The following is a 12,759-nucleotide window of genomic DNA, read 5'->3' on the forward strand; positions in this document are numbered from 1 at the left end:
CCTTTCGAAACTCACTTCTCGTAACTCGAAACTTATTACCTCGCCGAGGCGAGGATCGCTTGCAGGCAAGCTCCTACAGGTTCTGACAAAGACCTGTGCCAGCAGCATCTCAGTGCCTCGCTGTCGCTCGGTTCGCCCCCTGGAAGGGAGCTCCTACAGAGGCATCAGATCCTGCGGGCCGCCGAACTCGACGAGTTGGAAGGCTTAGCCGTTCTTCGGAGAAGCAGGATTGTCCGCGTGTTGCATCATGCGTGATGCGTGCAGCCTCTCCTGCTCATAGCTCGCAGCTTGCGATATACTCCCCGACATGAACGACGCCCTGATCCGCTATTTCCCCCGTGTGGACTATGCCCCCTGCTGGCAGGCCATGCGTGATCTCACTGATACTCGCACACCCGACACGCAAGACGAGCTGTGGGTACTGGAACATCCTCCCGTATTCACCCTTGGCCAGGCCGGCAAGCCCGAGCATGTGCTCAATGCCGGTGACATTCCGGTGGTCAAGACCGATCGTGGCGGGCAAGTGACCTATCACGGCCCGGGGCAAACCGTGGTCTATCTGATGCTGGATATCAAACGGTTGGGGCTGGGCAGCCGCGGCATGGTCACCGCCATTGAGGAAAGTATCATCGAGTTTCTGGCCGATCTGGGCATTCAGGCCGCCAGCCGTGACGATGCCCCCGGGGTCTATGTACAGGGCGCCAAGATTGCCTCGCTGGGACTGCGCATACGCCGCGGCGCGACCTACCATGGCCTGGCCATCAACCGGGATATGGATCTGGCGCCCTGGCAGCGCATCAATCCCTGCGGCCATGTGGGCCAGCCCATGACCACCCTGGAAGCCCAGGGGGTTCATCTGACCCGGGAAGCCATGGAGCAACAGCTGGTGACCGTTTTAGCCAAACGTCTGGGGCTCTCACCACGGACAGCCCCGGCCCCGGACTGGTACAATAGCGATAATTCAATTCCTATCGACTGATTCCCTGTCGGTACTGGCACACACAGGCACCCCATGAGCGAGCAGACACAGGCCAAGCGCAAGGTTCAGATCGGCGACAAACTGCGCGGCGCAGACAAGGTTCGTACCATTCCCCTGGTCAACGAAGAAAACGGCTACCAGCGCAAGCCCGACTGGATCCGGGTGCGGGTACCTGCCAATGGGGAAATCCAGCGTATCAAGACCCTGTTGCGCAAACAGAAGCTGCATACCGTCTGTGAAGAAGCCGCCTGCCCGAATCTGCCGGAATGCTTTGGTGGTGGCACCGCCACCTTCATGATCATGGGCGATATCTGTACCCGCCGTTGCGCCTTCTGCGACGTGGGCTTCGGCCGCCCCAATGCACTGGATCCGGAGGAACCGCTGCATCTGGCTGAATCGGTGGAGAACCTGAACCTCAGCTATGTGGTGATCACTTCGGTGGACCGGGATGATCTGGCCGATGGCGGCGCCGAGCATTTTGCCGAGTGTATTCGCCAGGTCCGTAGCCGCACCCCGGACACGACTATCGAAATCCTCACCCCGGATTTCCGCCCCTGTCTGGATACCGCCCTGGATATCCTCGAGCAGACCGCCCCGGACGTGTTCAATCACAATATTGAAACCGTTCCGGAGCTGTATAAACACATCCGTCCCGGTGCCCGTTACCAACACTCCCTGGACCTGCTCAAGCAATACAAGGCACGCAGTCCGGATGTGAGCACCAAAAGTGGCATCATGGTCGGTCTGGGAGAAACCTTTGATCAGGTAATCGGTACCATCCGTGATCTGCGTGCCCACGACGTGGACATGATCACCATCGGCCAGTATCTGCAGCCCAGCAAGCACCACGCTCCGGTTGAACGCTTTGTGCATCCGGACGAATTTCGCGAATATGCACGCATCGCCGAGGAACTGGGATTCATCTCCGTGGCATCTGGCCCCATGGTACGCAGCTCCTACCACGCCGACCTGCAACACAAGGGTGTCGACGTGGGCATTCACAAACCTGACTGATCCGATAAAACGTCAATTTCCTCCGCCGAAATTTACATTTATGCATCGACTGGCACACTGACCTGCCGCCGGGTTTGCGGTAGGCTGTTCCGGTCGATGTCGTTCACCGTGCAATTGCCACTTGCCATCTCTATTTGCCGAACGGCACGAACAACAACAACCGTTTCAACACGTTCCGGGAACGTGCTTTTTTCAGGGGTACGACTATGCTGCCGCTCGCCTTCCGAGTGACGACATTCCACAAGACGTTTGCGCTGCCGATACTGCTGCTGACTTCCTTGCTGTGCAGCGCCAGTGCCGTGGCGGAAACATCCACTCCGATTATCAAGACCGTGCTTGGCAAGGCACACAAATTGCGTCTGGATGAACAGAATCTCGCGCTGGCCGCTGTCCCCCTGAACGGGCCTGGCGAAGCCCATTTCATGAATGCTGACCAGCCCTTCAACCCCGGCTCCATCATGAAGGTCGTCACCACCTACGCCGCACTTGAGTTGCTGGGGCCTACCTATCAGTGGCATACCCGCCTCTACACCGATGGCACCATCGAGGGCGATACCCTCAATGGCAATCTTTATTACCAAGGCAGCGGCGACCCCAAACTGACCGAAGAACGACTGTGGCTGTTGCTTCGTGAGCTGCGTTCCATGGGCATTTCCCATATCCAGGGCGACCTGGTGCTGGATGGCAGCGTCTTCAATCTTCCCAACGGCATCGCCGATTTTGACGATGATGGCGGCAACCCCAATGCCCCCTTTCTGGTAGAGCCCAACGGGCTGCTGACCAACCTCAACGTGCTGCGGATCCGCTCCAGGGCGGATGAAAGGGGCATCCATAGCTGGATGGAACCGCACCTGGCCGGGGTGGAGCTGGACAACCAGATCGTGCGACGCAAATACGGCTCTTGCCCGCGCCGCTATCAGTTCGACTATACCCCGTCGGTGACGGAGAGCGGCCTGACCAAAATCACCCTGACCGGCGTGTTGCCGGAGGGCTGCAGCACGTCCAGTTACCTGTCCATTCTTGACCAGGCGGATTACACCGGCGCCTTGCTGGTAGGGCTGTGGGAACAACTGGGTGGCACCCTGACCGGACAGATCCGCGAAGGCCTGCGCCCCCGCGACAGCAGCACCGAATTGCTTGCTACCACCTCTTCCCACGATCTGGTCACCATGGTTCGCGACATCAACAAATGGAGCAACAACGTGATGGTGCGCCAGCTGTATCTGACCTTGGGCGCAAAAAATCGCACCCCTGACGATGCCGATGATCTCGCTGCCGCCGATCGCACCATTCGGGAATGGATGGCCGCCAAGGGCATCGACAGCGAGGAAGTGGTGTTTGAAAACGGCTCCGGCCTGTCACGCAAGGAGCGGATCTCCGCCCGACAGATGGGACAATTGCTGGAGCAGGCTTGGAACAGCCGCTTCTCCGCAGAGCTGATTGCCTCCTTGCCGCTGGTGGCCATGGACGGCACCATGCGCCGTCGTCTCGGTCATGCTGACATGGCCGGCATGGGCCATATCAAGACCGGTTCGCTGAAAGATGTCCGTTCCATTGCCGGCTATACCCGCGATGAGAACAACACCACCTGGGTAGTCGTCGCCATGGTCAACGACATGCGCGCCTGGAAAACCGAACCCGTGCTGGACGAGCTGATCGAGCAAGTGCACCTGGCTGCGCGACTCCAGCCCATCCATACCGCATCCAATCAGTAGCCATTCACTCCTCGTTCATTGGCGTCATGATTGACTGACCGGTTTGTGCCACACTGCTGCAGGCATTCACTGCAGCAGTGACACTCCCTCCCACCACAAACCGGATTGCAAATCATGATCACTGTTCACCATCTGGAAAACTCCCGCTCCCTGCGCATCGTCTGGATGCTTGAAGAACTGGGAGTGGAATACCAGATCAAGCACTACAAGCGGGACAGCAAGACCATGCTGGCACCCGCCGAGCTGCGCCAGGTGCACCCGCTGGGCAAGTCACCGGTGATCACCGACGGGGATACCGTTATCGCCGAATCCGGTGCCATCATCGAATATCTGGCCAACCGTTATGGCGCCCCTGACTGGGTCATCCCTGCCAGTGATCCGCGCTGGCAGCAGGAACGCTACTGGCTGCACTATGCCGAGGGTTCGCTGACACCATTGCTGGTCATGAAGCTGATCTTCAGCCATATCCCCCGCTCACCCATGCCGTTCTTTGTGAAGCCGGTGGCCAAGGGGATCAGCGGCAAGGTGATCGGTGGCTTCCTGGATCCACAGCTGCAAACCCATCTCGAGATAATCGAAAAACACCTGGCCAACCACACCTGGTTCGCTGGCGAGACCCTCGGCTGTGCCGACATCATGATGTGCTTCCCGCTGCAGGCTGCCATGGCCCGGACCAGCAACGCCGGCTTGCCAGCCATCAAGCGTTTTCTCGAACAGGTGGAAGCACGGCCGGCCTGGCAACGCGCAGTGGCATCCGCCGGCCCGCTCAATCCACTTACCTGAATCCCATGAGCCGTGCTCCAGAGCATCCAGCCGATTTCGAACGCAAAGTTCTGGAGTGCTGGCACGACAGCGCCACCCACTGGCAACAACTGATCGACCAGGACAGTGTGGCCAGTCGCATCATCACCAGCCCGGCTATCGAGCAGGCAGTATTGTCGTACCAGCCGTCCCGGGTACTGGATGTGGGCTGCGGCGAGGGGTGGCTGGCTCGCAAACTGGCCAAACGGGGCTTTCAGGTCACCGGCGTGGATGCCGTGGAGAGTCTGGTAAACGCCGCCCGGGCGCAGGACCCGCACAGCCACTATCTCTGTCTGGAGTATGACGCTCTGCCCGGCCCGCTGGCGGATTGCCAGTTTGATCTGGCGGTATGCAACTTCTCCCTGTTTGGCGACCAGTCCGTGCAACGGCTGGTCACCACCCTGCTGGACCTGCTTCCAGCCCACGGCCACCTGCTGATCCAGACCCTCCATCCGCTGAGCGCCTGCCAGGGCGATTACCGGGAAGGATGGCGGAACAGCCAATGGCAGGGGCTCAACGAACATGGCCAGCAACTGGGTGAAGCGCCCCCCTGGTTCTTCCGCTCCCTGGCCGGCTGGCTGACGCTACTACAGCAATCCGGCCGGCTGGTGCACATGCAGGAGCCCCTGGACCCTGAGACCCGATTGCCACTGTCCGCCCTGTTCCATGTGCAACCCGTTCGGCAACAGGACCGCAACAAGCCATAACAAAGTGGCCACAGTACCGCTGGCACTGTCCTTTTAGTCTTGGATGCAACTTTATCTGAGTGCTGGTGAGATGATCCTGTTGTACTTTTTACTGGTATTTGCCGGGGTCATGGCGTGCAGTCATTACCTTTTGTTGCTTCGCCGCCCCCACAGTGGTGGCCGTCATCACATCGAACGCCCACTGCAAGCATTGGTGGAGCACTGTCATCAATCTCATACCCGGGAGTCAATCCGCACTTCCACGATTGCTAAAAAGGGTTAAAAACCGGCCTGTTGACTCGCGCTTGAGCCCCCACGGCTTACAATGTCCGCAACTTTCAAGGGAGTGAAACGATGAAGAAGATAACCATTGCCGGTTTGACCTCTATGACGCTGCTGGCCGGCTGCCAGACGCCCCCCCCAGAGCCGGAACCCGTGGTCATCAACCCCACCGCCCAGAAGGTGGTTTACAGTGGCATGCTCCCCTGCGCCGACTGCTCGGGTATTCGCACCACCCTGACCCTGTACCGCGACCAGTTCGATGCCCCTACCCGTTTTCAGCTTCGCGAGGAATACCTGCAAGGCTCCAAGGTAGGCCTGACTGCGGTAGAGCGTGGTGACTGGAGCCAGGAAAGCCGGATCCAGGATGATCGCCAGATGGAGCTTTACATCATCAACCCGGAAACGCCGGATGCCGTTCGCCAATACCTCCGCGACGCCGTCAATGCCGTTGAACAACTGGACGAAAACGGCGCGGTGATTGAAAGCAGCATGAACTATCGTCTGCTGCGCAAATAAGCCAGCAATCCTGACACCGGTATTCTCAAGCTCCCACAGCCAGCTCAATCGCCGATCTCCTGCTGTGGGGGCGCAAAGCTGCGCCTTTCGGCCCGCCAGGCACTGACACCCTTCATTTACCCGCATACCTCCCTGCGACTCAAACCAAGGGAGGCTAACGGCTTACTGCAAATAAGAATGACTTGCATTAACAACCATTCAGGCCTACCATCGCGAACCGTATTCAAGCCACTTTGCTTCTGACCCGGGTGCCCTGAGCCCATCGCACCCCCTGACACGAGACTGTCATCTGGTTATCGCAAAGTCGTGCGCGCTTTCATATTCAGACAGGCCATGCACAGGTCATCACAGGAGTTCGCCATGCCCCCTCTTTCTCTGCAATTACCGGAATGGTTTGTCAGCGGTGGCGTCACCATGTGGGTGTTGGCCCTGCTTTCAGTGGTGGCCCTGGCGACGCTGATTTCAAAAGTGCTGCACTTTGCCCGGGTTCGCCCCGGCGGCACCCGTCAGGCGGACCAGCTGCTTGACGCCCTGCGCCAGGGCCAACAACCGGCCAAACCCGGCAAACTGGCCAGTCCGGTGGACCGGGTTATCTGGCAGTGCTGGAAAAACCGTAATCTTGACGAAGCCGCCTGGCAGGAAGAAAGCCTGCGTCTGGCCCGCTCCGCCCTGGATGATCTGCGTGGCGGCCTACGGGTACTGGAAGTGATCAGTGCCATCGCCCCGCTGCTCGGCCTGCTGGGCACCGTTTTCGGCATGATCGGCGCTTTCCAGGCACTGGAAACCGCCGGCTCCCAAGTGGACCCGTCGATTCTTTCCGGTGGTATCTGGGAAGCCCTGCTGACCACCGCCGCCGGCCTGACCGTGGCCATACCGACCCTGGCCGCCTTCCACTGGGCAGACCGTAATATCGAACAGTGCCGGGAAAAGATGCAGGATCGCCTGTCCCGCCTGAAAGTGGTCCGCAACATCAAGGCCGACGCCGAACCCGTGGATGACAGCAGCGAGCCGGCGGTATCGCATGCATATTGAAGCGGAACGCCATCGCGCGCCTTTCATCAGCCTGACCCCGCTGATTGATGTGGTGTTCATTCTGCTGGTGTTCTTCATGCTGGCCACCCGCTTCGGACAGTTCAACGACCTGCCCGTGAATGTGCAGCCGGCGGACAGCAGCACTGAACAGCAGGACCAGTGGCTGGTGGTGGAAGTAAAGGCAGATGGCGCACTGATGCTCAATGGTGTCAGCTTCACCCCCGCCGCCATCGCCGACCGGCTGGAAAGAAAAAGCCAGAAGGTGTGGGTCACTGTGAGCCCGGATGCCACCCTGCAGCAGGCGCTGCGCGCCGTGGATGACATCAAGGCCGCCGGCGCCCGTGACGTGCAACTGGAGCTGCTGCCATGATGATCATGGAAAACCACAGCCGTCGCCCGCCACTGGAGCCGGTACTGCCGCTGATCAACGTGGTCTTTCTATTGTTGATTTTCTTCATGCTCGCCGGCCAGCTGGCGAAACGACCTACTGTGTCGGTGGACACCCCCGTCAGTCAGGTCGCCAATGGCAAGGAGGCCCGGGAAAAATTGTTGCTGGTGCTCAAGCAGGATGGTCAGTGGTTCGCCGAAGACAGCGATACGCCGCTGAGCGAAGCGGCACTGGCAGAACGGATCCAAAAATTGCCCACCTCAGTGGATGACACCACCGGCAACACTGTCAGGGACGCTGAAGTGCGCCTGCTGGCCGACGCGGGCATTACCATGGCATCCTTGCGCCAGCGCCTGGAAGTCTTGCAGGGCATGGGCGTGGAGCAGGTGCGACTGGTGACCCAGGGAGACCCTGCCACCAGCAACGGGGACAATACGCAACCATGAACACGCGCACGTTACTGGCCTGGGGCCTGTCCATCGTTGTCCATGCCAGCGTCCTGGTTACCGTCGGGGCGCTGACGCTGGCGGGCGGCCGTCCGGCCCAGCCCGGCGTCACCGAAATCGCCATCAATCTGTCTGCGCCACCGGCACTCGCTCCTGCCGTGGCACCGCAGCCGAAGCCCCAGCCAAAACCCCAACCCAAACCCAAACCCAAGGCAAAACCCAAGCCCAAGCCCGTGGTAAAGAAACCGCAGCCAAAACCGGAACCCAAGCCGGACCCCGTGGAAGAAGTGGTGCAGCAGGAAACCGTTGCCACGGATGAGTCGCTGGCAGAAGCGCAACAGAGCGCCTCACAGAACCAGCAACAAGGCGCCAAGGGAATCGCTGGTGATCCCGGCCAGGGTGCCGATCAAAGCGGCAATAACGACACCCTGCTCAAACGCTATCTGGCCACGGTGCGCAACACCATCGAAAGCCACAAGCAGTACCCGCATCGGGCACGCATGCGTCGCCAGGAGGGTACCGTGAAGATCCGCTTTGCCATCAATGCCAGTGGCCGTGCCGAGCAGGTGGCGCTCACCGACAGCTCCGGCAGCCGCATCCTCGACCGGGCCACACTGGAGCTGCTTTCCCGACTGCGCTTCGAGGCCCCGCCCCGTGAGCTGGAAACGATCCCCGTCAGCATCACCGTGCCGGTGAACTACAACCTCAACAACAGTTGATCCTGCTCCTGCCTGTCCGTATTTTCGGTGAAAGGCAGGGGCTCCCTGCCCTGTGATTCCCCTCTATCAAAAGGACTCTGGATGAATCCACTGACGCTGGCATTACTGCTGAGTCTGGCGGCTGGCCTGAGCATGGCGGCAGGCGCGCTGATCGCCGTGAAAGAAAGAATTGCCCGCGACTGGTTACGTCAGGAAGTGCGCCACACCATCATTGCCTTCGGCGGCGGTGCTTTGCTTGCCGCCGTGGCGCTGGTACTGGTGCCAGAGGGCGCCAAACACCATACCCCCGTGTCGGCCACCCTGCTGTTTGTCGGTGGCGGCATCGCCTTCATGCTGATTGATCGCGCCCTCGCTGCCAAAGGCGGCGCCATGTCGCAACTACTGGCCATGCTGCTGGACTTTGTTCCGGAAGCCATCGCCCTGGGGGCGGCACTGGCCGTGGGCGGCGGCCAGGCTTACCTGCTGGCTTTCCTGATCGGCCTGCAAAATCTGCCGGAAGGATTCAATGCCTACCGGGAAATTCGTGACAGTGAAGGACTGGCGCCCGGCAAGATCATCCTCGCCTTCACCGGGCTGGCACTGCTTGGCCCGGTCAGCGCCTGGCTGGGTTTTGCCGTACTGGTCGATATGCCCGTGACCCTGGGCGGCATCATGCTGTTCACCAGCGGCGGCATTCTCTATCTGGTGTTCCAGGACATCGCCCCGCAAGTGCCTCTCAAGCGGGCTTGGGCGCCGTCACAGGGTGCTGTGGCAGGTTTTGCGTTGGGGTTGGTGGGGCATTTGCTGGTGGGGTAAAAGCAGCTGGGAGCTATGAGTTTCCAGCTGTGAGAAAAATCGATAGCACATTCAAGCCGCGCTGTAGGAACCGGAGTGCAACGGAGGTAACAGCCGAAGGCTGGCCCGAAGGGTGAGCGCAGCGAATAACTTGCCTGCACGCGATCCTCGCGCAGCGAGGCAACCGAAGGGAGTAATGTTGAGAGACCCGTCGAGCACGGAAACCCTTGATCGCCCTGCAGTTTGGTGGGAGAGCCAGCCCGAAAAAGCGACTCTGGAATCCTTACCTCGCCTGGGCTCGGATCGCGTGCAGGCACGCTCCTACAGCGGCTTCGTAGAAATGTAGAAGCCTGGGAACTTTCACGGGGTCTTCTATCCAATCAAGCGTAGCTTGTAGCTTGTAGCTCGTAGCTATTCTCTATTCTCCCCAGCGCTTCACCAGGCTCTGCTCGATGCCGAGATGATCCAGCAACCTGGCGACCATGAAGTCCACCAGATCCGAAACACTTTCCGGCTGATGATAGAAACCGGGGGCGGCGGGCATGATGGTGACGCCGAGGCGGGACAGCTTGAGCATGTTTTCCAGGTGGATGGCGGAGAACGGGGTTTCTCGCGGGACCAGGATCAGTTTTCGGCCTTCCTTGATAGCCACATCCGCAGCGCGCTCGATCAGGTTGTCACTGGCGCCGCTGGCAATGGCCGACAAGGTACCGGTGGAACAGGGACACACCACCATGGCGGCAGGAGCACCACTGCCGGAAGCCACCGGCGCGGTCCACTGCTCCAGACCACACACCACCAGCTTGCCCTTATCGGTAGCGACCCAGTCACGCAATGCCTGCTCGGCCTTGCCGGTGCCGGCGGGCAGCGACAATTCGGTTTCCGTGCCGATCACAATCCGCGCCGCCTTGGACAAGATCACGAACACCTCGCAGTCGGCCAGCAACAGGCACTGCAACAGTCGTAATCCGTAGGGCGCACCGGAGGCACCGGTAAACGCCAGCGTGACGCGTTTGCTCATAGTCATCCCATTCCGACGCCGCGTGCCATCAAGGCACCAAAAATCGGCATCAACGATATCAAGTGTATTTCGGCTACCAGGCTACGGCGCAAGGTCTTCTGTAATTCCGGTGTCACGGCTGGCACTTCATCCGCACCCGCACCACGACGCCAGGCCCGCATCACCTTGACCGGGTAAAGACTGAGCAGAATTATCAACACAAACACGGTCACCTTGGCGTGAAACCACGGGTTGGCCATGTAAAACGCCATGCCCTTCTCGGTCCACCCTGCCCGCGCCAGCCCGCTGACCAGCACCACCAGCAGCGATACCCAGTAGGCCACATGCAGCCATAGCAGGGTACGCAGATTGTACTCGTTCACCTGGGTGCGCCAGAACAGCAACATGCCATACACGCAGCCGAACAACACCAGAATACCCAGATAATGGACAGACGCCCAGAATACGGACCAGAACATGAAACACCCCTTGAAAAGATAGCTGCAAGCTACAACGCGAGAAAGGCCGCAGCTGATGCGATGCCGTACCCGCGATTAAAAGGTTAGAGGAGTACACGGGTTTCAACACCACAACCGCAGCCCTCTATCAGAGCATTTTTACTGTAAAAGCCTGACCCTGGCGACAATATGACGAGGATCAATCCTGCTGGTTTTGAGAAAGCTTTAAGCGTGGGCACGGCCTCCCCTTTGGATAACCGTATCCCGCGTTGTAGCTTGCAGCTTGTAGCTACTCCCCCGCCAGTGCATCCAGCAACTTCTGATGAATCCCGCCAAAACCGCCGTTGCTCATTACCACCACATCCAGGGATTCCCCCTTGTGGGCAACCACGCGGGCGATGATGTCATCCAGTGATTCGCTGACGGATGACGGCACCGTGGATTCTTCAAGAACGGAGTCCAGCGACCAGTCCAGGCCCGGCGGCTGATACCAGATCACTTCATCCGCGGACACGATGCTACCGGCCAGGGCGGCTTTATGACTGCCCATGCGCATGGTGTTGGAGCGCGGCTCGATGATGGCGAGGATACGCCCCTCGCCCACCTTGCGACGCAGACCTTCCAGAGTGGTGGCGATGGCCGTGGGGTGGTGGGCGAAATCATCGTAGACCCGGACCCCATCCACTTCTCCGCGCAGTTCCATGCGACGCTTCACGCCGACAAACTCGCTCAGCGCCGCCGCACCGTCGGCCAGGGTCACACCCACATGACGGGCTGCCAGCAGGGCTGCCATGCCGTTGTTGACGCTGTGACGGCCGGTCTGCCCCCAGTTCACCTGGGCCACTGGCTGGCCATTTTCCAGCACGGTAAAGCTGGAACCATCCTCTTTGTCGAGACGGTAGCCCAGTGACTCTTCCTCGCCAAAGCGCTCTACCTCACTCCAGCAGCCCTTCTCCAGGGTTTCTTCCAGAGCGGCTTCGCCATGGGGAAGGATGATCCTGCCGCTGGCAGGAATAGTGCGAATCAGATGATGGAACTGGGTCTGGATGGCGGCGAGATCAGCAAAGATATCGGCGTGGTCAAATTCCAGATTGTTCAGGATTACCGTGCGCGGACGGTAGTGGACAAACTTGCTGCGCTTGTCGAAGAAGGCGGTGTCGTATTCGTCAGCTTCCACCACAAAGAAAGGCGTTTCACCAAGACGGGCAGAGACCCCGAAGTTACCCGGCACCCCACCGATCAGGTAGCCGGGGTTAAGGCCCGCATGTTCCAGAATCCATGCCAGCATGGAGCTGGTGGTAGTCTTGCCGTGGGTGCCCGCCACTGCCAGCACCCAGCGGCCCGGCAGCACCACTTCTTCCAGCAACTGGGCGCCAGAAGTATAGGCCAGCCCCTTGTCCAGCACCGCCTCCACGGCAGGGTTGCCACGACTCAATGCATTACCAATCACCACCAGATCCGGGGCGGGGTCCAGCTGGGCAGGATCATAGCCCTGGATGAGCTCGATACCCGCGGCCTCCAGCTGGTCGCTCATGGGCGGGTAGACGTTCTGGTCGCTGCCGGTGACCCGATGGCCCTGGGCCTTGGCCAATTGCGCCAGCGAGCCCATGAAAGTACCGCAGATACCGAGAATATGAATATGCATTGAGATCGCGCCTGTCTGTGAATCCCTGAACCTTAACGGCTCCCCCGCGTCAGGTGAAGACCCGGAAGAAGGAATGAACAGGAAAGAAGCGAGTTTCGAGTCACGAGTTGCGAAAAGCATGAACCCGTTTGAGCAAATGAGACATAAGGAAGGCCGTGGCAGCCGACTCGCGTTGTAGCCTGTGGCTTTTCCCGTGTTGCGTAAAGCGTGTTGCTTGTTACGGTCGCGAAGCGGCAAAAACAGGTTCATCGCGGATTTCCGGGAAAAGCCCGATTCAAGCCTCCCCCTTTCCGTAGGAGCGTCG

General features: G+C 59.8%; 14 protein-coding genes. 11 read left to right on the plus strand and 3 right to left on the minus strand.

Annotation, left to right across the window (positions count from 1 at the left end; genetic code table 11):
* The first annotated feature begins 307 nt into the window (after positions 1–307).
* The 11 genes from lipB to MWU49_RS06200 all read left to right on the plus strand — a co-directional run bounded on the left by lipB (position 308) and on the right by MWU49_RS06200 (position 9,373).
* On the plus strand, positions 308–979 hold the full coding sequence (lipB, locus tag MWU49_RS06150; protein WP_246969492.1) for a lipoyl(octanoyl) transferase LipB: 672 nt from the start codon (positions 308–310) through the stop codon (positions 977–979).
* Positions 980–1,012: 33 nt separating this feature from the next.
* A complete protein-coding gene (lipA, locus tag MWU49_RS06155) occupies positions 1,013–1,993 on the plus strand; it encodes a lipoyl synthase (RefSeq protein WP_246969494.1) in 981 nt (326 codons plus the stop codon).
* A 206-nt stretch (positions 1,994–2,199) separates the two neighbouring features.
* Positions 2,200–3,708: a D-alanyl-D-alanine carboxypeptidase/D-alanyl-D-alanine-endopeptidase gene (gene dacB / locus MWU49_RS06160; RefSeq protein WP_246969496.1), complete on the plus strand. Its 1,509-nt coding sequence runs from the start codon at positions 2,200–2,202 to the stop codon at positions 3,706–3,708.
* A gap of 114 nt (positions 3,709–3,822) precedes the next feature.
* Positions 3,823–4,491 (plus strand): glutathione S-transferase, encoded by a 669-nt coding sequence (locus MWU49_RS06165; protein WP_246969499.1) that lies wholly within the window; start codon positions 3,823–3,825, stop codon positions 4,489–4,491.
* Between the two features lie 5 nt (positions 4,492–4,496).
* Positions 4,497–5,216: a class I SAM-dependent methyltransferase gene (locus MWU49_RS06170; RefSeq protein WP_246969500.1), complete on the plus strand. Its 720-nt coding sequence runs from the start codon at positions 4,497–4,499 to the stop codon at positions 5,214–5,216.
* Positions 5,217–5,549: 333 nt separating this feature from the next.
* Entirely contained in the window at positions 5,550–5,993 is a 444-nt protein-coding gene (locus MWU49_RS06175; protein ID WP_246969501.1) for a copper resistance protein NlpE, read from the plus strand.
* Between the two features lie 360 nt (positions 5,994–6,353).
* Positions 6,354–7,025, plus strand: a complete 672-nt coding sequence (locus tag MWU49_RS06180) for a MotA/TolQ/ExbB proton channel family protein (protein WP_246969503.1) — start codon at positions 6,354–6,356, stop codon at positions 7,023–7,025.
* Positions 7,015–7,395: a biopolymer transporter ExbD gene (locus MWU49_RS06185; protein ID WP_246969506.1), complete on the plus strand. Its 381-nt coding sequence runs from the start codon at positions 7,015–7,017 to the stop codon at positions 7,393–7,395. Before MWU49_RS06180 ends, MWU49_RS06185 begins: the two co-directional genes overlap by 11 nt.
* The gene (locus MWU49_RS06190; protein ID WP_246969509.1) at positions 7,392–7,859 is read left to right on the plus strand and encodes a biopolymer transporter ExbD; all 468 of its coding nucleotides are present in this window, start codon (positions 7,392–7,394) and stop codon (positions 7,857–7,859) included. The genes MWU49_RS06185 and MWU49_RS06190 overlap by 4 nt, the downstream gene beginning before the upstream one ends.
* A complete protein-coding gene (locus MWU49_RS06195; protein WP_246969512.1) occupies positions 7,856–8,578 on the plus strand; it encodes an energy transducer TonB in 723 nt (240 codons plus the stop codon). Before MWU49_RS06190 ends, MWU49_RS06195 begins: the two co-directional genes overlap by 4 nt.
* Positions 8,579–8,659: 81 nt before the next feature.
* Entirely contained in the window at positions 8,660–9,373 is a 714-nt protein-coding gene (locus MWU49_RS06200) for a divalent cation transporter (protein ID WP_246969515.1), read from the plus strand.
* A gap of 397 nt (positions 9,374–9,770) precedes the next feature.
* Here MWU49_RS06200 and MWU49_RS06205 read toward each other — a convergent pair whose 3' ends face one another.
* The 3 genes from MWU49_RS06205 to mpl form a co-directional block, all read right to left on the minus strand.
* Positions 9,771–10,373, minus strand: coding sequence for a flavin prenyltransferase UbiX (locus MWU49_RS06205; RefSeq protein WP_281502107.1), 603 nt, complete (start codon positions 10,371–10,373; stop codon positions 9,771–9,773).
* A 2-nt stretch (positions 10,374–10,375) separates the two neighbouring features.
* Positions 10,376–10,831, minus strand: a complete 456-nt coding sequence (locus MWU49_RS06210; protein ID WP_246969521.1) for a DUF2214 family protein — start codon at positions 10,829–10,831, stop codon at positions 10,376–10,378.
* A gap of 268 nt (positions 10,832–11,099) precedes the next feature.
* Positions 11,100–12,455, minus strand: a complete 1,356-nt coding sequence (mpl, locus tag MWU49_RS06215; protein ID WP_246969524.1) for a UDP-N-acetylmuramate:L-alanyl-gamma-D-glutamyl-meso-diaminopimelate ligase — start codon at positions 12,453–12,455, stop codon at positions 11,100–11,102.
* Positions 12,456–12,759 lie beyond the last annotated feature (304 nt).

Origin of the sequence: Alcanivorax sp. S6407, assembly GCF_023016115.1 — a bacterium.
GTDB lineage: Bacteria > Pseudomonadota > Gammaproteobacteria > Pseudomonadales > Alcanivoracaceae > Alcanivorax.